Origin of the sequence: Pseudoalteromonas sp. T1lg48, assembly GCF_002964785.1 — a bacterium.
In the GTDB taxonomy this organism is placed as follows: domain Bacteria; phylum Pseudomonadota; class Gammaproteobacteria; order Enterobacterales; family Alteromonadaceae; genus Pseudoalteromonas.
Window position 1 is genome coordinate 35,879 of record NZ_PQCC01000004.1, and the last position, 20,357, is coordinate 56,235.

Below are 20,357 nucleotides of genomic sequence, written 5' to 3' on the forward strand. Positions count from 1 at the left end.
TTTATCCCCCGGTCACCGGTGGGAAAAAAGCAACTTCATCACCATCGTTTACTGGCGTGTATTCATCGGCCATGCTTTGGTTTACTGCACCTAAGGTCTGTTTACTTTGTAAAAACTCCTCCCAGCTTTGCTCTCGCTGTACCAGCGCAGCGCGAACATCGGCTAAACAGGTTAAATCCCGATGGTGCAATTCAAGGCGTTCACATTTTAAAAGGTCACGTAAACGACCAAAAAACAAAACACTAATCATAGCTTCTCCTCAACATGATAATGACCAGACTTACCACCGCTTTTTTCCAAAACGTAAAGATCACCAATACGCATGGCAGGATCAACGGCCTTACACATATCAAAAATAGTCAGCGCAGCAACACTTGCCCCGGTCAAGGCCTCCATTTCCACCCCGGTCTGACCACAGAGTTTCGCTGAAGCTATGATGCGAATGCTGGCGTGCTCGGGTTCAAATTCAAAGTCTAAAGTCACTTGCGTAAGAGCCAGTGGGTGACACAAAGGGATCAAATCGGCACATTTTTTTGTTGCTTGTATACCGGCAATGCGGGCGACCTGAATAACATCGCCCTTTTTATGGCCGTGACTGCAAACAAGATCAAAGGCTTCTCGACTCATACTGATCCGCGCCTGCGCAAAAGCTTGGCGAATGGTGGCTTGCTTAGCACTGACATCGACCATTTGCGCCTTACCCTTGTCATCTAAATGAGTAAGCATTACCTACCCCCGACTTACGCATTGCAACACAGCACTCTTTTTCAAGTGAGGCACAAAATTACAGGGGCCATGACGAGCATCCAATTGTTCTTTAATCACTTCATACCAGGCTGTTTTACATGCATTGGTGGAGCCTGGCATGGCAAACATAACAACGCCATTAGCCATGCCTGCCACAGCACGAGATTGAATCGTTGAGGTACCAATATGCTTTTCAGAAATACTGCGAAAGACCTCACCAAAGCCTGGCACTTGTTTATCAAATAGCGGCGTTAAAGCCTCAGGGGTATTATCACGAGCAGTAAATCCGGTACCGCCAGTCACCAAAATAGCCTGTACATCATCGCTGGCAATCCACTGAGAAACACAGGCTCGGATCTGATAGATGTCATCCTTCACAATGGCCTTATCGGCAAGGTGGTGGCCACTTTCCAGCAAACCATCAACTAATGCCTGCCCAGAGGTGTCTGTTGCCTCATCACGTGTATCTGAAACGGTGAGCACGGCAATATTTAGAGCTTGAAATACTTTTTCAGCCAAATGCGACATAACTTACTTCCTTCTCGCTGAGCCGCGCCCATTGCTGCGGCGTGTTGGTATTGATTAAAAATTCTTTGTTTCGCAGCGGCAGACGCGCCGCCTGTAAATAATTAAGCAGGGCTTTGATGGAACAGTTTTGGCCGGTCATCAATTGCTTATTGAGGTAATCTCGGGTGTCTTGAGTTAACGGGATAACACAAGGTAAATTGCATTGTTCATAACACACAGCTCGGCCATGTTCTTCACTGTACGCCTGTAATTTACTGATAAGTCGATCGTTGAGTAACGGCATATCGACGGGAATAATTGTCAGCCAAGCATTGCCCTGTATTTCGCGACTCACGGCATGGATACCGCCTAAAGGGCCTCGTTTGGGATAGACATCCACAATACCCTTGCCCTTATTACGACTCACCCACAACTCTTGCGCACGACTGAGAGCGAGAGTTTTTAGACTGTGGTTTAATAAGCTGCCGCCGCGCCACGTCAATTCTGCTTTATCACGGCCCATCCGCGACGATTGTCCCCCCGCCAGTACCATACCAATGTGTTTCATCTGGCTAGCCTCCGATCATGGCAAGGTGTTTGGTCGCCCCCGAATTGCCCCCATGCAGACGATGCGCATCGGGCTTATGGGTGAGCAGTGCAGCGACCTGTTGATCAAGTAACGCTTGCTTGTCGGCATGCAAATAAGGCCTTAGGTCATAACCCGCATCGCCAAATAAGCACAGGTGTAGTTTAGCTTGTGATGAAATGCGCAAACGATTGCAGCTTTTGCAAAAGTCTTTGCTATAAGGGGCAATAAACCCAACCTTTCCGACTTTATTAGGGTGGCTAAATTCGCGCGCGGGGCCCGCGCTTCGTTCGCGCAGGGTTTCCACCCAGCCTTTGCTGTGAAGGTGATGAGCAACATGCTCGGCACTGACATGGTTGGCACGAAAGTAATCACCATTATCAGCCGTTTGCATCAACTCAATAAAACGTAACGTTAACGGCTTCTCTGCGGCCCAGGCAACAAGTTCATCAAGTTGCGCATAGTTATACTGGCGCAACAACACGGTGTTTACTTTAACGCTGGCGATCCCCGACTCTATTGCCTGGTCGATACCACTAAGCAGGTCATCCAGAGCATCGCGGCCGATGATGGCTTTAAGCATACGTGGATCAAGGCTGTCGCAGCTAATGTTAATGGCATCCAATCCTGCTTGCTGCCAGGCAGAGAGATGACGACTGAGCTGATAGCCATTGGTTGTTAACGCTACTTTTTCGATTCCCGGGGTTTGCTTAAGAACAGCAATAATGTCACTTAAATCTCTTCGTAAAGCGGGTTCTCCACCGGTCAGGCGGATTTTTCGAATACCGTTACGAGCAAAGGATTCGGCTAAGATCGCAATATTATCAAGGGATAAACTATGCGCTTTACCCTCGCATTCAAAGCCATCGGGCAAACAGTAATTACAACGGTAATTACAAAGGTCAGTGATCGATAGGCGCAAGTAACTAAACGTGCGCCCTTGTGGGTCTTGTAGCATGTGCAACACCTTTCCAAATACGGGAGGCTTAAAAATTTCTTTTTAAACCCGGTGCGCGAATATCAACTTCGCGTCACGGCCAAAAAACCATACCTAAAGGCTAAGGCTTTTAAGGCTTCGGAGTTGTTCTAATTTATGTTCTCATGGTATTGCAGAGCGTGGACATAAACCATACAACTGGATGAGTAGGGATATACGCCCGTCCTACTCCCTTAGGGGTAGGACGGGCGGTCTGGGGATTAAAATTGAGCGTGAATCATCAACCACACTTTGGTGCGATCGCTCTGGTATCCATCTTCATCATAGGTGGCCAATTTACCTATCACTTTAAAGGTCTTATCGAGCGCTTTAACCGCCGTCACATTCAATTCACTGCCATAGCTTTGGCTTGTTTCGCTGGCGCTATAATCATGATAACTGGCACTAAGCTTGATGTTCGCGACTTTACCGGCAAGGGTCACATAGAGATCTTCCAAACCATCGGCGGGCGTCGTTAAAAACACATCGGCAAAACCATTAAATTTATGCAGGGTTGCCAGAGGCGTTTGGAAAGCGAGCCCATTGTCACTGCTTAAACGCTCCCCACCGACAGTGAACTTAATGTTATCCAGCTGATAACTTGCATCAGCGGCAATATAGTCATTACTGAAGTCATCAAGGTTGTCACTGCCATCACTTTGATAAGCATACGCAAGGTGAAGTGCGAATTGCTCGAATTGGCCGCTATAGTCAATGCCTAGGGTACGGCTGGCCATCTGTGACTTATCAAAGCCTAAGTCATAGTAAAAGCCCTGAACACTGTGCTGTTTATTAATCGCATAGTTAACATCTAAAAGGTGTAAATCGCCACCGAGGTCGGCCTTAGCGCCATCGGGACCAAAAATACGATTAACATTGTATATATAGGCATAACTGGTAGTCAGGTTATCGCTGGCTTGATAGCTCATACTCAAGGCGTCATAGGTCTGTTCATTTTGACGCCAGCCAACATTGCCAATGAATCGGCTGTTGCCACGGATAATACGTTGACGACCTAATGTGCTCTTAAAGCCTCCGTGAGCAAAGGCAAGTTGTGCACGGTTGATTTCCGTTCCTTGGGGATCAGCGACAACAGGGTATTGCGACTTCTGATTAAACGTACTGTTGTAATTATCATTTCCTAAGGCTGTCACATCATCCACTTCGAGCAGCAATTGAAACCCTTGCCAAACGCCAGATTGATAACCCAACCGTGTTCTGAGTGTCGAGGCATTGGCCTGTTTATCTTTGCCGTCTTGATCAACGAACTCATAACGGTAACGCAAATCCAGGCTGCCCTGCCCTTCTTTGAGCGCTTGCACCATACCGCCGGCCTCATCTGCCATCGCCATCGGTGTTGTCAGTAACCCAAGTATACCTAAAGTCGTCCAGTAGCTTGCTTTCATCATTAGTTCCCCTGTTTTGGTTCTGACAGAACCTTACGCTCATACAACGAAGCTAACTTGATCAATATCAATATTTTCAGGCACATACCGACTCTGCTTTACGGCTACTCACTGCGAGGTATTGCCCCGCTACCTCGTACATAATATAAAGAAGCGAATGTTAAGAGGTACCGGGTTAACCAAGATGCAAGAACTCAACGATGCACAGGCATTACGTTACTGTCGCCATATTTTGTTGCCGCAGGTCGACTATGAGGGACAAGAAAAACTGCTCGCCAGTAAGGTGTTAGTCATTGGTTTAGGAGGGCTTGGCAGCGCCTGTGTTCCCTATCTTGCGAGCGCCGGTATTGGCACTCTGACGTTAGTCGATTTCGATACCATCGAAGTCACCAATCTGCAGCGACAAGTGATTTACGCCGAAAATGAAGTAGGTCAGAGCAAGGCGCACTGTGCGGCCCGCTTTGTCGCCCAGCAAAACAGTGCCTGTCACGTCGATGTAATAGCAGAGAAGTTAACCGAAGAACAACTTACACACTGTATTGCCGAACATGATTTGGTACTAGATTGCACCGATAACCTAGCCACTCGCCAAGCCATTAATCACGCATGCTATAAAAGCAGAACCCCCCTTGTATCGGGCGCGGCTATCCGCTTCGAAGGTCAAGTGACGAGCTTTACCTATGCCCCCGGCACCCCTTGCTATCAATGTTTTAGCGACAGGTTCAGCGAACAAAACCTGAGCTGTGTTGAATCGGGTGTGATCGCCCCCTTAGTAGGGATTATCGGCTCCTACCAGGCACTCGAAGCAATCAAAATTCTCATCGGCATAGGTCGACCTTACGTCGGTCGCTTATTGATGTTTGATGGTCTAAGCGGCGACTGTCGTGAGTTTTCATACCCAGCTCAACAACAATGCCCAGTGTGCAACGGATAACCCCTTACTAACAAGGGGTTATCAAATGCCGGCTACCTTAAAAAGTTGTCCTGTACGGCTTGCTTATAGGCTTGCGCCTTGAGCTCTCCCGCTTGCGCTAAATACATGGCGACCATGCAAGCCGCGAGCACGCCGTAGAGCAACATAAAGCTGGCACTGTAGATTCCAACCAGGTCTTCGACAATGCCGAATAGGATGAGTAAGCTTGACCCCCCCAAGGCACCAATAGCAGCAACGAAACCACTGGCACTGGGAAGCTGACGGGGATAATGCTGGCGAATATCTTTAAAGATGGCGGTGCGGCCAAAACCTTGCGCTATACCCATGATAAATACCAAGGCAATAAAGAAGATAAATGGCAGCTCGATATGAAAACTCACTTCTTTATCGATACCATGAATAGTCATTGAAGTTGGTGGGTAGCTAAGGAAGAAAAGACAAACTAAGCATACCCAAAACACGCCCCAATTGACCGCCTTGGCTCCGTACAAGTCGGCAAACCAGCCGCCCAATGCTCGCATCATTGAAGAGCTCAAAATAAACAAGGCGGTGATCAACATCGCCGTATTGTCGCTGTGCCCGTAGGCATTCATCAAATACTGAGGCAGCCAGTTTATCAGCGCCAGATAACTGCCAAACACAAAGTAGTAATACAGGCCGTGCAGCCAAAGACGTCGCTCCCGCCAAGGTTTTAATGGTGCCATAGCGGGCAGCTTCATTGCCTCTGGCAACTTAGGTGCTGCAAATTTAAAGAGCACCATAACAACCAACATGATAACCAGCATCAGCCAACCTAGATACTGGCCATGACTCCAATCATAAAGCCAGGGAAAAAGTAACAAGGGAACGGCCGCCCCCGCGTTGCCAGCACCAAACACGCCCATCGCGGTACCTTGTTTTGCACTGTCATACCACGGAGACACATAACTGAGACCTATGGTAAAGGAGCAACCTGCGAGGCCAAGCCATAAACCCACGGCGAGATAACCGCCATAACTGCTCACCATATCGAGTGCAATAAGCGCCGGTAGCAGTAGCGCCATTTGCACTAACCACAGGCGCCGGGCACTGAACCGTTCAAGCAAGTAACCTACGGGCCAACGCAATACGGAGCCACTTATCAATGGCGCCGCAAGTAACAGACCAAACTCGGTTGCACTCAACGCTAACGCTTGGCGCAGTTCGTTTCCCAATGCAGCAAACACCACCCACACGGCAAAGTTACAAGCAAAGACCAATGTCGCTATGCTCAGAGCACGATTCGCTTGATACAAGCTCATAGTTTCTCCTGGTTAGTGTTTGCAGCTGATATTGCCTATTTGAGCAAGGCAGCTCGGTTTTGTCTTTACCCCCAAATAGCTGCCGCGGCAAACAAAACACCGTGAAATAAAAATAACCTTATTTTTCATAACACTAAACAAAAACGAACTACCTAATTGTAGGTATCTATATGTTTTATAAGAAGTTTATAAACTCTCCATCTTGACCTACATCAAATAACTAAAGCCCGTAACGGTCACACTTGATGTCAGTTAAATACCGTTTAGAGGTAAATTATGAGTACCGGAATAAACTTACTTAATTTTAGCGACCCTAAAATAAAAACATTACATATAACTTGGTTTGCATTCTTTTTGACCTTTGCGCTGTGGTTTTCCCATGCCCCGCTGCTGGTTTCTATTAAAGAAGCATTGGACTTAAGTTCGGCGCAAATTAAAGCCTTATTAATTCTCAATGTGGCCCTGACCATTCCCGCACGGATTGTCATCGGGATATTAGTCGATAAGTATGGACCACGAAAAACCTTCTCTAGTTTATTGCTCATTTCCTCGTTCATTAGCTTTGGCTTTGCCTTTGCGGATAACTTCGAACAACTGGCTCTGTTTCGCTTCCTGCTAGGCTTTGTCGGCGCAGGCTTTGTTATTGGCATTCGTATGGTCGGTGAATGGTTCCCAGCAAAGCAAGTGGGTGTCGCCGAAGGCATCTACGGCGGCTGGGGTAACTTTGGCTCCGCCGCTGCCGCAATGACGCTGCCCACACTCGCACTGCTTTACGGTGGTGATAACGGCTGGCGTTATGCATTAGCAAGCATAGGCACTATTGCGGGTCTGTATGGGGTGTTTTATTTCTTTGTTGCTCAGAACACTCCTAAAGGCTCCACTTATTTTAAACCAAAAAAAGCGGGCGGCTTAGAAGTCACAAGCTGGAAAGATTTCTACTTTTATATTTTGATGAACGTGCCCATGTACATTGCGCTTGCCGTACTAAGCTGGAAGCTCTCACCTGCGGGTGTGAAGTTGTTATCAAGCGAAACAATGTACATGTTGTGGGCGGTGTTAGCCGTGCTATTTTTCATTCAATTTAGAGCGATTTGGCAGGTCAACAAGGAACACCTCCAAGCCGGCGTTCCAGAACTTGAAAAGTACAGCTTCAAGCAGGTCGCTATATTAGATGTCTCTTACTTTATTACCTTTGGTTCAGAGTTGGCAGTGGTATCAATGTTGCCGCTATTCTTTATCGAGACCTTCGAGGGCCTTGATCCGGTGAAAGCGGGCCTGCTTGCCTCTGGTTTTGCATTTATGAACTTAGTATCACGCCCGACCGGAGGTTGGTTCTCAGACAAGCTAGGTCGCCGTAAGAGCTTAATGTTCCTGATCGCAGGGTTAGCGCTGGGTTACTACATTCTCAGTACCGTTGATAGTTCTTGGGCCATTCCACTAGCGGTGCTCGCAACCATGGCCTGTTCGTTCTTCGTTCAAGCCGGTGAGGGTGCGGTATTTGCTATTGTGCCCTTGATTAAACGCCGGATGACCGGACAAATTGCTGGAATGGCAGGGGCTTATGGTAATGTTGGAGGGGTCACCTACCTGACCATTTTGTCTTTTGTTGACTACAGCACCTTCTTCTTGGTCATTGCGGCATCGGCAGTGTTTGGCTTCTTTATCGCGATGATGTTAGATGAACCTAAGGGACAAATGGCAGAAACCATGCCTGATGGAACTGTTCACCTGATCAATGTTGAATAGGCTCCTATAAAGTCGACAATTTAACACAATGAAGGCATGAGAAAGGCACAATGTCACTAACACAACTACAGGTCACCATCAGCCAACATACTGAGCAAGGCGTTAAGGCTCTTAACGAAGATGCCATTGCTGCCTATGTTCCAGATGGCCATACCCTGACTCACAAGGGCGTCATTGCCTGTGTAGCTGACGGCGTCAGTAGTGCCGAGGCCGGCAAGGAAGCCAGCCATTATGCTTGTAAGCACTTTATTGAAGAATATTCCCAAACCCCCGAGACCTGGTCAGTGGCACACAGTGTGCAAAAAGTACTGACCACGATTAACCTTCAGCTTTTTAAAAAAAGCCACGCGTATCATACCGAGCTGAAAGGCTTCTTGACGACCTTCAGTGGTATCGTCATTAAGTCGCACACGCTGCACCTCTTTCATGTTGGAGACTCGCGTGTTTATCTTCTGCGCGATAAACACTTGCAGCAACTGAGCCGCGATCACATCGCCCAAACGGGCGATAAAGCAACCTTAGCACGTGCCGTGGGTATGGATAACAACCTGCATATCGACTTTACGACACACACACTGAAGCAAGGCGACATCTTGTTGTTAACCTCGGATGGGGTCCATGATTTTGTGCCAGAACCCATGCTGATACACGAACTCAGCAAAGTAACCTTTGATGACGCTGCGCAACGCCTGGTTACCTTAGCCAAAGAACATAACAGTGATGATAACCTCAGTGCGGTTGCGGTCCGTATCGATTTACTGCCGGATAAAAGCCTCAATGATTACAATCAAGAGCTCACGCAACTGCCCTTCCCACCTGAGCTAGAAGTGGGCATGAAGCTGGATGGCTATCGCATCGATAAAGAATTGTTCGCGTCAAGTCGCAGCCAGATATATTTGGTCAGTGACGAGCAAAGCCAGCGCCGCTATGTAATGAAAACCCCCTCGGTAAATTACTGTGACGACAGCAACTATATAGAGCGTTTTATTCAAGAAGAGTGGATTGGCAAGCGCATTGATAGTCCACACGTGGTTAAAGTGATCTGCCAGCCACGCCCTCGCACCTGCTTGTATTATCTCATGGAATACATCGATGGCTGCTCACTTGACCAATGGCTGGCGCAAACCAAGCCCACCCCAAAGCAAATTATGGCGGTGATCAGCCAAATCGCCGAAGGACTCAAGGCGTTTCATGGTAAAGAAACCATTCACCAGGACTTAAAACCCGGGAATATCATGGTTAGCCATGACGGCAGCGCCAAGATCGTTGATTTTGGCTCTGTTTTCATCGCCGGTATTGCTGAAATAGCCACCCCCCTGCAACATCATGGGGTACTGGGCACAGCCAGTTACTCGGATCCGCAGTATCTTTTTGGTAAAAATTCAACCATCCAGGGAGATATCTATGCGCTAGCTACCATAGTCTATGAAGCCTTCACCGGTAAACTCCCCTATGGCAGCCGCATAGAACAATGTAACTCGCGCTTTGAGTTTGATCGCCTCCATTATATTCCCGCCAACCGCTATAATCCCGTGATTCCATTTTGGTTCGACAAGGCGCTAGAGAAAGGCGTAAAAATCAACCTTGAAGAGCGCTATCAACGTCTTGATGATTTAATGGCGGATTTGCTTGAGCCTAACCCAGCCTTTTTTGACGAGCATCCGAAAATAAATGAAAGCCAAAGCAAACTGCGTTTTTGGCAGCTTGTCTCTGGCTTTTGGTTACTGGTAAGCCTTATCTTGGTCGCCCTGTTTAGCCTAGCTTGATATATCCATACCGGCGATTTTAAACCAATAGCCATTGCATTCTTTGTCGGTATTAAGCGCCATCGGATAAGTACCATCCTCATTAGTTCGGAACCTATCTAGCATCACCAAAGTCTGCTCGGACTCGGGGCTTAAGCGCACAATATCAACCAGCCCCCCCATAGTTACCTGCTCGTTTATCAGGTTATATTTAAGTCCGGACTGAGTCTGTAAGCCGTTAAGAACAAAGATTTCTTTATTATCCTGAGTATTAACCACCCGGCCGTTAGGGTATTCAATACAACACAGATTACATTGATCCTTATGGCGATTCTCAGAACGCGCGGTAAAACAACGTGAGCTGTAAGCCAACGGCAAGTGGCCATAGGCGAAAACCTCCACCTCCAGTTGCCCATTGATATCACTTAACAGGGGTGAGGTGCGTATTTCTTTCAACCATGTACGTGACATTTCCACGGGCATCACCCAACGCCGCATGCCTTTTTTAAATAACAGTCTGACGGTCTCAGCGTTATAGCAGTTGATTGCCGGACCAATCACAAAGGGAACCCGGTTTTGCTCCAGTTGATTGACCGCTGCGAGATCATTGGCCTCAACCGTAAAGCCTGATTCATCGCAGTACCGCCTTAACATAAAGAGATCTGACGGTGTCTCCAGCAAAGCCAGTGACGACAAACAGACTTCTTTTCCCGCAGCCTTGAGGTTATTGGCAATGCGTAACCAATCCCGGAGTTTCATTTCACGGCGTTTTGAACACACGGTTTCACCAAGGTAAATGATGTCAGCGCTGCTTTCAGCTGCTTGCTCGTAGAAAGCTTCTACTTTTTCCTTAGGCCAGTAGTAAAGGAGAGGACCAAGTGCATATTTCATCTGTGTGGCTCCTATTTCCATTTTTTATGATATGCACCCAAGGTTGTTTGGCTGCCTTCAGAGTATTTTTGCAAACACCGTTGTGCTTGCTCGCTGGGTGAAAAATGTTTTGCATCGCTACGGCAAGCATCAATAGCTTGACGCCAGGTTCTGGTTACATCTGCGACATAGGTTGGACTGCGTTGACGACCCTCTATTTTGATGGCACTAATCCCTAACGCCATAAGCTCGGGCAGCAATTCCATACTGTTCAAACTCGTGGGTTCTTCGAGCACATGATATTGATTACCAGCAACAGCAAAGCGACCTTTACAAAGGGTTGGATACCCCGCCTTCTCCTGTGGCGAAAAACGGTCAATAACAATGTCGTTCAAGCGGGTTTCCAGAACGGATTCACTGTCCCTGTATTCAACGAAGCGTGCCGGAGAACAGGCACCCGCGGTATTAGGGGACTCGCCGGTCAGGTAGGATGATAGATAACAGCGCCCTTCGGCCATAATACAGAGGCTACCGTAGGCAAAAACTTCCAGCTCGACGGGACAGTGCCGCGATAGCTGTCTAATTTGGTGAATGGACAACACCCGGGGCAACACCACTCGCGACACATTAAAACTATCTTTAAGTAATGCTATCGCCCCCAGGTTGGTCGCCGAAACCTGCACAGAGGCATGCAGTTCCACTTCCGGGTAACGAGTGGAGCAGTATTCCAACATGGCCAAGTCGGCCACGATGAGCACATCGGCACCGAGCTCTACGGCGCGATCAATCGCGGCTTGCCATAACCGTGTTTTATCAGGATGAGCGAACGTATTAATCGCAATGTGTAATCGTCGTTGATGACGACGAATATATTCAACCCCCATCTCTAATTGCTTGGGCGAAAAATTAAGGCCCGCAAAATGGCGTGCGTTGGTTTGATCTTTGAAACCAATATAAACCGCATCGGCGCCATTATCGACCGCCGCTTGCAATGATTTATAGCTGCCGGCAGGACACAATAATTCCATGTCTTAACTCCGTGCTTATCAACATAAAGTAACGCCCAGAATAAAGGCCTGACCCTGTCAAAGCTTGATCTAGATTAAGCTTGCGCGGTCTCTACCTATTCATCGCCAATGCCCATGTTTAGCTTACCCATTGTGTATTAGCTATAGGCGCACTCCCTTATCATGCAGCACACCTAGATGGTCCTGCATCCCCTTTAATGCCACTTTTTACGCCCCGGATCCCAACCCATAACGGCAAACCTAATTATCAACCAAGAAACTGCCCTTATGTTGATTTGGATTAACACCTTTTAGAATAAAAAAAATAAAATAAGACATTGATTTATAAGAGGTTAACCAATGAAAAACTACCTAGAAAGCAGTATTAAAAATGGCTTAGCCATACTACCTATTATGGGCAGTAAACTACTGGCAGCCATGCCAAATGTGGTGCAAAAAGCCCCTTTACAACAAGTGCTTAACTATGTTTTCCGAGAGGAGTTGGGCACCGGCGAGCTTGAGTTTCTTGCCGGGCGCATTTTGAAGTTAGAAGTCACGGATTTACACCATTGTTGGTACATAGGCTTGATTCAAGGGTCGTTAAAAATCATTGAAGGGCCACACTTCGACGTTGAATTTAAAGGCCAACTTAATGACTTTATCCGATTAAGTGCAGGCAGAGCCGACCCGGACCAATTGTTCTTTAATCGTCGTTTGGCTATCGCCGGTGATACCGAGCTTGGCTTAGAAATTAAGTCCTGCCTGGAAAACCTAGACCCGCAAAACTTACCTAAACCGCTGCATTGGCTGAGCCAGAGCCATTGCAATCTATTAGAAAAATATGGATTTGACCTATGACACAGTTAATTAGCTTTTATTTCGAAGCAGATCACAAACGTCTTGATGCGCTGTACAACCAGTTTATAGCTCAACAGGGCACAAGGCAGGCTAGCGCATATTTTCATGCCTTTAGACAAGGCTTAGAGCAGCATATTCGCTGGGAAGAAAGCGTGTTATTTCCATTTTTTGAACAAAAAACAGGGATGAATCAAGGACCAACAAGGGTAATGACCATAGAGCATCAAGAAATCGTTGCGCTTAATAGCCAGATAAGTGAGCAACTGGAGCATCAACAACCCATAGCGCCACTGTTGCACCGCCTCGAGTCGTTATTAAGTGAACATAACGACAAAGAAGAACAGGTACTGTATCCAATGCTGGACCAACGCAGTAGTGAGGAAGAAAAAGCCGCTTTGTTTCTACAGATCACCCAGCTATGAACAGGGGCTAGGCCCCTGTTACGAATGAGGAGCTAGCCAAGATGATAATGACGGCGGCTGTGCTCTTCACGCCTTCCTTTAGAAAAGGCTGAAACACGCTTTAAATAACCGATAACCCGAGTGCCATGATCAATGTCCTGACTGCCGCATTGTTTACAGCTATAACGCGTGTCTTTATCTATATATTCGCAGCTGTTGCAAATAGTGCATTTCACATTCACACAGAAGTAGTTACAGCCTGTGCGTGCAGAGATATCGAGCAGCTTGGCGTACTGCTCAATACTCAGACGCTCCGCTAGATTTAGGTGCAATGCCGAACCACCGTCAAGATATTGCACCATTTCTTGGCCATGCAAAATAAACTTATCCAAATGATTAAGCTCATCATCTTCGACCACATAGAAATACGAGTTATAGCAATCACGGGGAACGCTATAACCATCGTTACGGTCCCATTTTGCATTTTTCACTCCCAAGTTTTCTGCTGGCACAAACTCGGTATTGAATAAATAACCATACTCTTTACTGGCCGCGCGATTAGCCTCGTAAATCACCTGCAATTGCTGGCGAACAAAGGACTTATATTGCTCATTGTTACCCACTTGCAAGCCCTGGGCTTCTGCCGCTTCAACCATGCCATTTATCCCTATGGTCAAATATTGCTTATCCATACTAATGAAACCAGCGTCATAGACACTTAGCATATGGCTCTCAAGGTAGTCTTGCATCACGCTACGATAAGCCACCTGATACTTATGAATTTTTTCTACCTCAACGGACAATTCTCGCCCATCTTGTATCAGTCGGTTCATATTAAGGGTAATAACATTGATAGAGCCCGTAGAAATACCACCGGCGCCTAAGGTGTAGGAAAACGTATTATCGTTGATTTCATTGCGTAAACGACAACATGAAGCAAGAGAATCTGGGTTATCGGATTGATAAATAAAGAAGCCATTACCAGCCGCCAGCTGCTCGGCACAAAATACTTTAAACGCTTGATCTCTGACTTGCCCTTCGTGCGTTAGCATCGCCGCGGTGATCACCGGAAAGGTCAAAATGGCTTTCTCACGCTCCTGATTGAACCAACTCATGAAATAACGCTGTAACTTTTCAACTGACTGCCAAACAGGGGCGCTGCCATCAGGAAAAACAAAATGGGCAAACAGGGCATTAAAATAACCCTCATCATATAAGGAGATATTCCAAAATACACTTTGATAGCCCCGTGCCGCAGCTGGCTGGTTTAGTGCATAAACGACATGCTGTAAATGGTTGGCTATCTCCTTGGTATGCGTTTGTAGATATTCATCGCCCAGATCCTTACGGGCGAAATAGTCGAAATAAGTTAAAAACTCGACCGTCGCTATGGCACCAGCAAACTGAGCGCTGACCGCAAATACCAGGTTTATAAAGGAACCACAAAAAGAAGCGAGATGTTTAGGTGCCCGAGACTCACCACCGAGCTTGGTTAAACCATCGAGCAGAAACGGGTATAACGTAATGGATGCACAGTAGGGTTTAAGACTGGTTTCGTCATGGACATAAATTTCATGCTCTTCTATCTGCCTGACATATTCCTTAGCCAATTGTGCATCAAACAAGTTCGCGATTTTGTGTGTGATAGCGGCTCGATTTATCTGAATAACGTAATCTTTGCAGGTTTCCGCCTCTAAGGTAGCAATATTTTTACTGGTCACATTGGCATTACTATCGAGGGCCGAGCCATCGGCGGCGTTGGCTGCGCTGCAATAACGCGCGATAAAGGCCAGTTTTTCGTCAATTAACTCTGCGGGTAACTTTTTCATTATCAGGTCCTTATAAATCTATAGTTGAGAGATTGATGTGAACGCAAATCAATAAAGCGTTGGTTGGTTGTTGGGCTATCTAGTCCCCCTAGCGCCGCTTTCCAGGGACCCGTTTTAAGGTAAGTAAGTACCGACTTAAGCTGCTCACCAATATTATCAGCCCCGGTATAGAGACAGGTTTTAAGGCCCTGAGCACGCGCAATTTTTAACATGCGAAAGAGTGTTTGCGGATGCCATTCGCCACCAAAAAACAGTACGCAGGTAATCAGCCCCTGATACTTTAATAGCAGTTCGTTAAAGCGATCTTCACTCAGTGGCGTGCCATCGTCTGCATTCCACGTCGCTTTACTGTGACAACCCTTGCACCCTATTGGGCATCCACTAACGGTGAAGGCCAAAGACACTTCATCTGGCACCTCTTGAAAGACCACCTGGGGATAAAATACGTTAAACATACTATATATTGTGTTTTTTATTTTATTTAACACAATATATAGTCTCGCGCGGCGATTAAACAATACTCAATAGGGGGTAGGCTGGTGCTGAAATTATGAGAAGTGAAGAACTAAACGAACGAGGTTCCACTGTAGTTAGGAACAAAACATACTAAAAAGGGGGAAGCCTCACTTCCCCCTTTTATTCCTGTGGTTAATGAACGACCCCATCTATTGGAGTCGAGCCTCTGTCGCTTAGGGCACTGCAGCGACTATATCCGCCTTAGTGGTGCCAATGATCGCCAACAGTTCATTTCCCTCTGCCTCAGGCACCTTATGTTTGGCAAGAATCTCCTTAAAAACCTCAACCATGCGTGCCCATTCCTTGTCGGTAATATTCAAATGGGCATGGGCTGTTTTCATACTACGCCCCTGGTATTTGCAAGGCCCACCGGTAACCTCGCATACCATGGCGGTGACGTGATACTTAAGATAAGGCGCCGGCACGCGATTTCTCGCTTCATCTATGGCCGGGTTGGCATTAAGCACCTGATCAGGCATTAAGGCATCGATAAAATCACTGACTACCACAGAAATAGGCGCCAGTCCCCCAAGGCGTTGGTAAAGTGTCGCCGCTTGCTCTTCATTTGCGGCCTTGGCCGCGGTACTTGTCAGGCTGAGTGTAATGATGAACACTCCCCAGACGGCTAAGGTATGAATGATCTTGTTCATTTTGCATCTCTCTTTGAAATTTTCTGCCCATTAAAAAGCCTAGCGCAAGCAAGCATTTTGTCAGTGTTCAATTTAGATACAACTTAGGTTCACACTTCAATTTTATGTTCTTGATACAATTGGGCTTTTAGGACGACGATGAACCCACCCTATGAAGAAACCCTACGCCGGGCAGACCGGGTACAAACATCACCGGATGGGTGTAATCCCAGCAACTGCATTAAGGCTGCCGGCAAGCTAAAGGCTGTAAGAGCGCACTATTCCTTCTGTCGTTAGCGGCTTAAAAAAGCGGCAAGCGTCCTCTGAACTATGAGAAGGCTTTATACTTGGACAGCGTCTTACAGAGAAAACGCAGATATCGCTGAAAGACGCGAGCTCAGAGGGATGCAAAAAAGCGCTTTACTGAAGACACACCGCCAGTAAATAAAAAGCCAGCAAGAGCTGGCTTAACGGTGAGCAAAACCAGCATCACACGGTTTTGCTACTAGGGACTTAGGAGAGATGATTTACGGGCTAGTTAGCATGCATTTCGATGGGATTTTGCTGGCGATCAAAAATCACATAATTAGCAATATTTTGTCCACTGACCAGATCATTGGTCATTTTATTTAAATAAGGCTCGGCATCTTCACTGCTCGGGGCTTTTCCTAATACGCCGCTGAGGCTGGCGATGAGCATAAAGTCCCACTGCGCAGAAATACCATCAGCCTCTTGGCATAATGACGAAAAATCCTCGATTTCACTCGGCAGTTTATCGACACACATGGTTGGCGTGAGGGTTCCTCGGGCATTTTTTTTGCTTTTGTTACTTTGCTCCGCTTTGGCAAATAAGAATAACAGCCGCTGCGGATCGGGCTGTTCCTTGGCATAGCTAAGTAGATCACTAAACTGACTAATCATGTTGGTTCTCGAATGATTTTATTTAAGCCAGTGTAACTCCTGACTCGCTCTAAGCTATTCCTCTTAGTGGGTAGAAACGAAGATGGAAAGTGGGTAGTAACTACATACAACCACCACAGCTGCCGCAACGCCAATCCTCGGCGTCGACGGCTTGGTAGAACCAACGCATATGCTGCTCATCGATGGGGATATGATGGGTAATAAAGAGCTCACTGAGCCAGTCTATATTGGCCAAAATCCAGTCATCTTCCTGTAAACCCTCGCTAAACTCGGGATCATCGTCAAAAATGGGATCATAGACTCCCCATGTGCCCATATCCCGTTCCCCTTGTATGTCGGCGAGTGTTAATGGCAAACCTTGATAGCTGATTTGCCAATGCCCTAGACACAAAGTATGCCCTTGCGCAGTCCATCGTGCCGAAAATGGGTTAGTCATTGGCTTCTAAAGAACAGCAAAGGGATGGACGAATATCCGGTCGCTGCCCTCGCTCTGTGGGCTGCAAGTTATACAATTCTGACAGCGTAGTGGCATTGGCAATGGTCACATTTAAGTCCTTGAGCAAGCCATCACAAATACTATAGATGGCGCCGTGTATACTCACTTTTTGACCGCGCTGCCAGGCATGAAGTATGGATTTGCTTTTTGCTAGGTTGACCACTTGGGTCATAACATTGAGTTCGCACAACCGGTTAAGCCTCTGATCACGAAAGCGCAGCGCCTTTAATTCTTGATCATGCGTATAGTAGATATCCTTGATTGATCTTAACCAGCTGTCGACCAAACCATGCTCTTTGGTGTCCATCGCCGCTTGCACTCCACCACAACCATAATGGCCCGTAACAATAATGTGCTCAACTTTCAGCACCTCTACGGCATATTGCACCACCGACATACAGTTATAGTCCATGGGATGCACCAGATTAGCGATGTTGCGATGCACAAAGAGTTCACCCGGAGCTAAGCCGACAATTTCATTGGCTGGCACCCGTGAATCAGCACAACCTATCCACAGGTATTTAGGAGTTTGTTGCGCCGCTAAGCGTTCGAAAAACAGGGGGTCCTGAGCCTTTTTATCAGCAGCCCAAAGACGATTGTTATCATATAAGTCAGCCAAATGACACATACCCCCTCCCCCTGTTACTGCATCAACGGACTGTCGTTGGCGACAAAGTTAAACCCTTTGATTTGAGCTTCATCGGCCAGGTGCTGAATGTATTGAGCAATGGCTTTGTGCTGCACCTTTTCATCCAGGTAAGCCGCAATTTCATCTTTGACCATGCTATAGGGCAATGCCTTGCCTTCCACTTTACGGGCGACAAACACCACGTGATGACCATAGCGCGACTCCACCGGGTAATGGATCAAACCTTCGCTGGCTTTAAACAAGGCCTTTTCAAACTCAGGGACCGTTTGCCCCGAACTCACCTGGCCTAAGTTACCGCCTTGCTCTTTGGATGGGCAATCTGAGTGCTGCCGTGCCAGATCTGCAAATCCGTTGTCACTTTCTGCTAATTGCGCAATAAGAGTCTGCGCCAGCTCTTTAGACTGCTCCCGTTGCTGTAAGTCTTCTGGATCTGAACTAATGAGAATGTGCTTCACTTCCACAAGAGGCGAAGTGCAAAACTTGTCGCGGTTGACCTCAAAGTAGCGTTCACACTCTTGTTCTCCGGCCTTTGGAGTCACGACTTCGATATCAATCAACTGCTCTATGACGGCATCGGGACAAACTTTTTGCTCTTTATCGATCAGCTCTAAGGTCATTGCGCGCTGGCGCAACAGTTCGCTGATCACTAATGCTTCGGTCGCCTTAATCATCGCATCTCGACGTGAAGCTGCGGGGTGGTACTGTACCTCACCGTCAATGTCACTGGCGGGAATTTTAATATCGTTGACGTAGACGTCAGGGGTGTTGGTAAGACTCATCTCTACTTCCTCCGGGTGTGGAACCGGGGTAACCCCGGTTCAATGCTGTTAACCTTTTTGTCTTACAACTTGGTAGTTTCGACGCAAATAACGCCCAGGAAGACTCCAAATATGCACCAAACGACTGAATGGGAATAACACCAGTAAGGTTAAACCAAAGAAGATGTGTGCCTTATAGATAAAGCCAACACTGGCAATGGCTGCACTGGCTGCGGTCAGGTCAAAGGTCACTATATTTTGCGCCCAGGCCATCATTTTCAGCATCTCCGAGCCATCGAGGTGGGCAAAAGAAAACAAGATGCTCACCAAACCCAGGATCAACTGGATATATAAGGAGACTAAAATCAAAATATCCATATTTGAGCTGGTTGCACGAATCCGTGGATTCGTTAAACGACGCTTAAGTAGAATGGTCAACCCATAAAAACAAATAATGCCGAATACTCCCCCTAGGGTCATGGCTACTTTTTGCTTAAATGCGGCGGTCACGCCCAGAAAATCCCACACCTGATGCGGTGTTAATAAGCCCACAAAGTGACCCAGCAAGATCATAATGACGCCAATGTGGAACGCTTTAGAGCCTTTTTTCAGCTGCTTGCTTTCCAATAATTGACTCGAGCTCGTTTTCCACGTGTATTGCTCACGGTCATAGCGAACTAAACACCCGAGCAAGAAAATGGCTAAGGCAAGATAAGGATAAATACCAAAGAGTAAAGTGTTTAAGTAACTCATAATGGACTCCCAACCGACTTGGACTGCGCACCAGACGCCGCCGCATCGACAAAGTTAATAGGTAATTCACTGCTGCGGTCTTGCAGCGAAGATGGTTTGTGCTGATTGGTAGGACACCCCCCATTGACGGCATCGCCCCCAAAGCTAACAGCCTCTTCTTCCCATACTTTGTCGATGGCTTCGCGGCTGTCATCACGCTTTTCGTTATCAATTTGAGCTAATACATCATCGATAGACACATCGGCCTGGGCTAACTTCAACAAGGCTAAAAAAACAAGGTGATAATCGTTATCACGTTTTTTCAAGCGGGCTGCCAGAAGCGCCAGTATATGAGCCACGTCGGCCAACCAATGGGCCTGTTCCTGAACCGGCTGAGTCGCGACAAACTCCAAATACAAGGGGATATAATCGGGCAGCTCTCTTACAGAAATATTCAAGCCAGCGGCTTTATATTGCTCCATAAGTTCAACCATGGCTTGACCTCGGTCACGGGACTCACCATGAACATGCTCGAACAACAACAGTGACAAAGAGCGGCCACGTTCGAATAAACCATCATACTCGGCCTGCCAATCAAGCAGGTCCATGGTTAGACGCCGTTCGATAAAGGCACTCAAGGCGGTTTTGAATTCATTATCAAAGCCCTCTTGCGCTGCAACCTCAGCTAACAGCTCCTCTTGGTGCGCGTTGAGCGCACCATTTGGGTAATCGATTAATCGAGAAAGAATTTTTAATATCATGAT

Annotated in this window: 23 protein-coding genes and 1 riboswitch; of the genes, 5 read left to right on the forward strand and 18 right to left on the reverse strand. The window is 47.1% G+C overall.

Annotation, left to right across the window (positions count from 1 at the left end; all coding sequences use genetic code 11):
• Position 1: 1 nt before the first annotated feature.
• From C2M29_RS05570 to C2M29_RS05595, 6 genes are all read right to left on the reverse strand, one after another.
• Positions 2 to 250 carry a MoaD/ThiS family protein gene (locus C2M29_RS05570; protein ID WP_105188815.1) on the reverse strand — a complete coding sequence of 83 codons (249 nt, stop codon included), beginning with the start codon at positions 248 to 250 and terminating at the stop codon, positions 2 to 4.
• Positions 247 to 726: a cyclic pyranopterin monophosphate synthase MoaC gene (gene moaC / locus C2M29_RS05575; protein ID WP_105188816.1), complete on the reverse strand. Its 480-nt coding sequence runs from the start codon at positions 724 to 726 to the stop codon at positions 247 to 249. The genes C2M29_RS05570 and moaC overlap by 4 nt, the downstream gene beginning before the upstream one ends.
• Before the next feature lie 3 nt (positions 727 to 729).
• Positions 730 to 1,275 (reverse strand): molybdenum cofactor biosynthesis protein B, encoded by a 546-nt coding sequence (gene moaB, locus C2M29_RS05580; RefSeq protein WP_105188817.1) that lies wholly within the window; start codon positions 1,273 to 1,275, stop codon positions 730 to 732.
• Positions 1,259 to 1,822 carry a molybdenum cofactor guanylyltransferase gene (gene mobA / locus C2M29_RS05585; RefSeq protein WP_105188818.1) on the reverse strand — a complete coding sequence of 188 codons (564 nt, stop codon included), beginning with the start codon at positions 1,820 to 1,822 and terminating at the stop codon, positions 1,259 to 1,261. Before mobA ends, moaB begins: the two co-directional genes overlap by 17 nt.
• A 4-nt stretch (positions 1,823 to 1,826) precedes the next feature.
• Positions 1,827 to 2,798, reverse strand: coding sequence for a GTP 3',8-cyclase MoaA (gene moaA, locus C2M29_RS05590; RefSeq protein ID WP_105188819.1), 972 nt, complete (start codon positions 2,796 to 2,798; stop codon positions 1,827 to 1,829).
• A riboswitch (molybdenum cofactor riboswitch) is annotated at positions 2,789 to 2,933 on the reverse strand. It overlaps the preceding gene by 10 nt.
• A gap of 104 nt (positions 2,934 to 3,037) precedes the next feature.
• The gene (locus C2M29_RS05595; protein WP_158678871.1) at positions 3,038 to 4,225 is read right to left on the reverse strand and encodes a hypothetical protein; all 1,188 of its coding nucleotides are present in this window, start codon (positions 4,223 to 4,225) and stop codon (positions 3,038 to 3,040) included.
• A gap of 154 nt (positions 4,226 to 4,379) precedes the next feature.
• Between C2M29_RS05595 and moeB the strand changes: the two genes are divergently transcribed.
• Positions 4,380 to 5,156 carry a molybdopterin-synthase adenylyltransferase MoeB gene (moeB, locus tag C2M29_RS05600; RefSeq protein WP_233998364.1) on the forward strand — a complete coding sequence of 259 codons (777 nt, stop codon included), beginning with the start codon at positions 4,380 to 4,382 and terminating at the stop codon, positions 5,154 to 5,156.
• Between the two features lie 32 nt (positions 5,157 to 5,188).
• Here moeB and C2M29_RS05605 read toward each other — a convergent pair whose 3' ends face one another.
• Positions 5,189 to 6,436, reverse strand: a complete 1,248-nt coding sequence (locus C2M29_RS05605) for an MFS transporter (RefSeq protein ID WP_105188821.1) — start codon at positions 6,434 to 6,436, stop codon at positions 5,189 to 5,191.
• A 276-nt stretch (positions 6,437 to 6,712) separates the two neighbouring features.
• Here C2M29_RS05605 and C2M29_RS05610 point away from each other — a divergent pair, with 276 nt between their 5' ends.
• Both C2M29_RS05610 and C2M29_RS05615 read left to right on the forward strand, forming a co-directional pair.
• On the forward strand, positions 6,713 to 8,182 hold the full coding sequence (locus tag C2M29_RS05610) for a NarK family nitrate/nitrite MFS transporter (protein WP_105188822.1): 1,470 nt from the start codon (positions 6,713 to 6,715) through the stop codon (positions 8,180 to 8,182).
• Between the two features lie 50 nt (positions 8,183 to 8,232).
• Positions 8,233 to 9,948, forward strand: a complete 1,716-nt coding sequence (locus tag C2M29_RS05615) for a bifunctional protein-serine/threonine kinase/phosphatase (protein ID WP_105188823.1) — start codon at positions 8,233 to 8,235, stop codon at positions 9,946 to 9,948.
• On the opposite strand, the gene C2M29_RS05620 is transcribed toward C2M29_RS05615, so the two are convergent.
• Positions 9,940 to 10,818, reverse strand: a complete 879-nt coding sequence (locus tag C2M29_RS05620) for a U32 family peptidase (RefSeq protein ID WP_105188824.1) — start codon at positions 10,816 to 10,818, stop codon at positions 9,940 to 9,942. The two genes, C2M29_RS05615 and C2M29_RS05620, sit on opposite strands and share 9 nt — an antisense overlap.
• Positions 10,819 to 10,829: 11 nt before the next feature.
• Positions 10,830 to 11,825: a ubiquinone anaerobic biosynthesis protein UbiU gene (ubiU, locus tag C2M29_RS05625; protein ID WP_105188825.1), complete on the reverse strand. Its 996-nt coding sequence runs from the start codon at positions 11,823 to 11,825 to the stop codon at positions 10,830 to 10,832.
• Positions 11,826 to 12,164: 339 nt separating this feature from the next.
• Between ubiU and ubiT the strand changes: the two genes are divergently transcribed.
• Both ubiT and C2M29_RS05635 read left to right on the forward strand, forming a co-directional pair.
• Positions 12,165 to 12,662 carry a ubiquinone anaerobic biosynthesis accessory factor UbiT gene (gene ubiT / locus C2M29_RS05630; protein WP_105188826.1) on the forward strand — a complete coding sequence of 166 codons (498 nt, stop codon included), beginning with the start codon at positions 12,165 to 12,167 and terminating at the stop codon, positions 12,660 to 12,662.
• A complete protein-coding gene (locus tag C2M29_RS05635) occupies positions 12,659 to 13,084 on the forward strand; it encodes a hemerythrin domain-containing protein (protein ID WP_105188827.1) in 426 nt (141 codons plus the stop codon). Before ubiT ends, C2M29_RS05635 begins: the two co-directional genes overlap by 4 nt.
• Before the next feature lie 32 nt (positions 13,085 to 13,116).
• Here the strand turns inward: C2M29_RS05635 and nrdD are convergent, their stop codons facing one another.
• The 9 genes from nrdD to narJ all read right to left on the reverse strand — a co-directional run bounded on the left by nrdD (position 13,117) and on the right by narJ (position 20,354).
• Positions 13,117 to 14,892 (reverse strand): anaerobic ribonucleoside-triphosphate reductase, encoded by a 1,776-nt coding sequence (nrdD, locus tag C2M29_RS05640; RefSeq protein ID WP_105188828.1) that lies wholly within the window; start codon positions 14,890 to 14,892, stop codon positions 13,117 to 13,119.
• Between the two features lie 2 nt (positions 14,893 to 14,894).
• Positions 14,895 to 15,347 (reverse strand): anaerobic ribonucleoside-triphosphate reductase activating protein, encoded by a 453-nt coding sequence (nrdG, locus tag C2M29_RS05645; RefSeq protein WP_105188829.1) that lies wholly within the window; start codon positions 15,345 to 15,347, stop codon positions 14,895 to 14,897.
• Positions 15,348 to 15,581: 234 nt separating this feature from the next.
• Positions 15,582 to 16,058, reverse strand: coding sequence for a group I truncated hemoglobin (locus C2M29_RS05650; RefSeq protein WP_105188830.1), 477 nt, complete (start codon positions 16,056 to 16,058; stop codon positions 15,582 to 15,584).
• A 513-nt stretch (positions 16,059 to 16,571) separates the two neighbouring features.
• On the reverse strand, positions 16,572 to 16,958 hold the full coding sequence (locus C2M29_RS05655) for a ribonucleotide reductase subunit alpha (protein ID WP_105188831.1): 387 nt from the start codon (positions 16,956 to 16,958) through the stop codon (positions 16,572 to 16,574).
• Between the two features lie 100 nt (positions 16,959 to 17,058).
• Complete coding sequence (locus C2M29_RS05660; protein ID WP_105188832.1) at positions 17,059 to 17,394, reverse strand: hypothetical protein; 336 nt, start codon at positions 17,392 to 17,394, stop codon at positions 17,059 to 17,061.
• Positions 17,387 to 18,082 (reverse strand): carbonate dehydratase, encoded by a 696-nt coding sequence (gene can / locus C2M29_RS05665; RefSeq protein ID WP_105188833.1) that lies wholly within the window; start codon positions 18,080 to 18,082, stop codon positions 17,387 to 17,389. Before can ends, C2M29_RS05660 begins: the two co-directional genes overlap by 8 nt.
• A 14-nt stretch (positions 18,083 to 18,096) precedes the next feature.
• Entirely contained in the window at positions 18,097 to 18,882 is a 786-nt protein-coding gene (locus C2M29_RS05670; protein ID WP_105188834.1) for a peptidylprolyl isomerase, read from the reverse strand.
• A 48-nt stretch (positions 18,883 to 18,930) separates the two neighbouring features.
• Positions 18,931 to 19,614 carry a respiratory nitrate reductase subunit gamma gene (narI, locus tag C2M29_RS05675; protein ID WP_105188835.1) on the reverse strand — a complete coding sequence of 228 codons (684 nt, stop codon included), beginning with the start codon at positions 19,612 to 19,614 and terminating at the stop codon, positions 18,931 to 18,933.
• Positions 19,611 to 20,354, reverse strand: coding sequence for a nitrate reductase molybdenum cofactor assembly chaperone (narJ, locus tag C2M29_RS05680; RefSeq protein WP_105188836.1), 744 nt, complete (start codon positions 20,352 to 20,354; stop codon positions 19,611 to 19,613). Before narJ ends, narI begins: the two co-directional genes overlap by 4 nt.
• Positions 20,355 to 20,357: the final 3 nt, after the last annotated feature.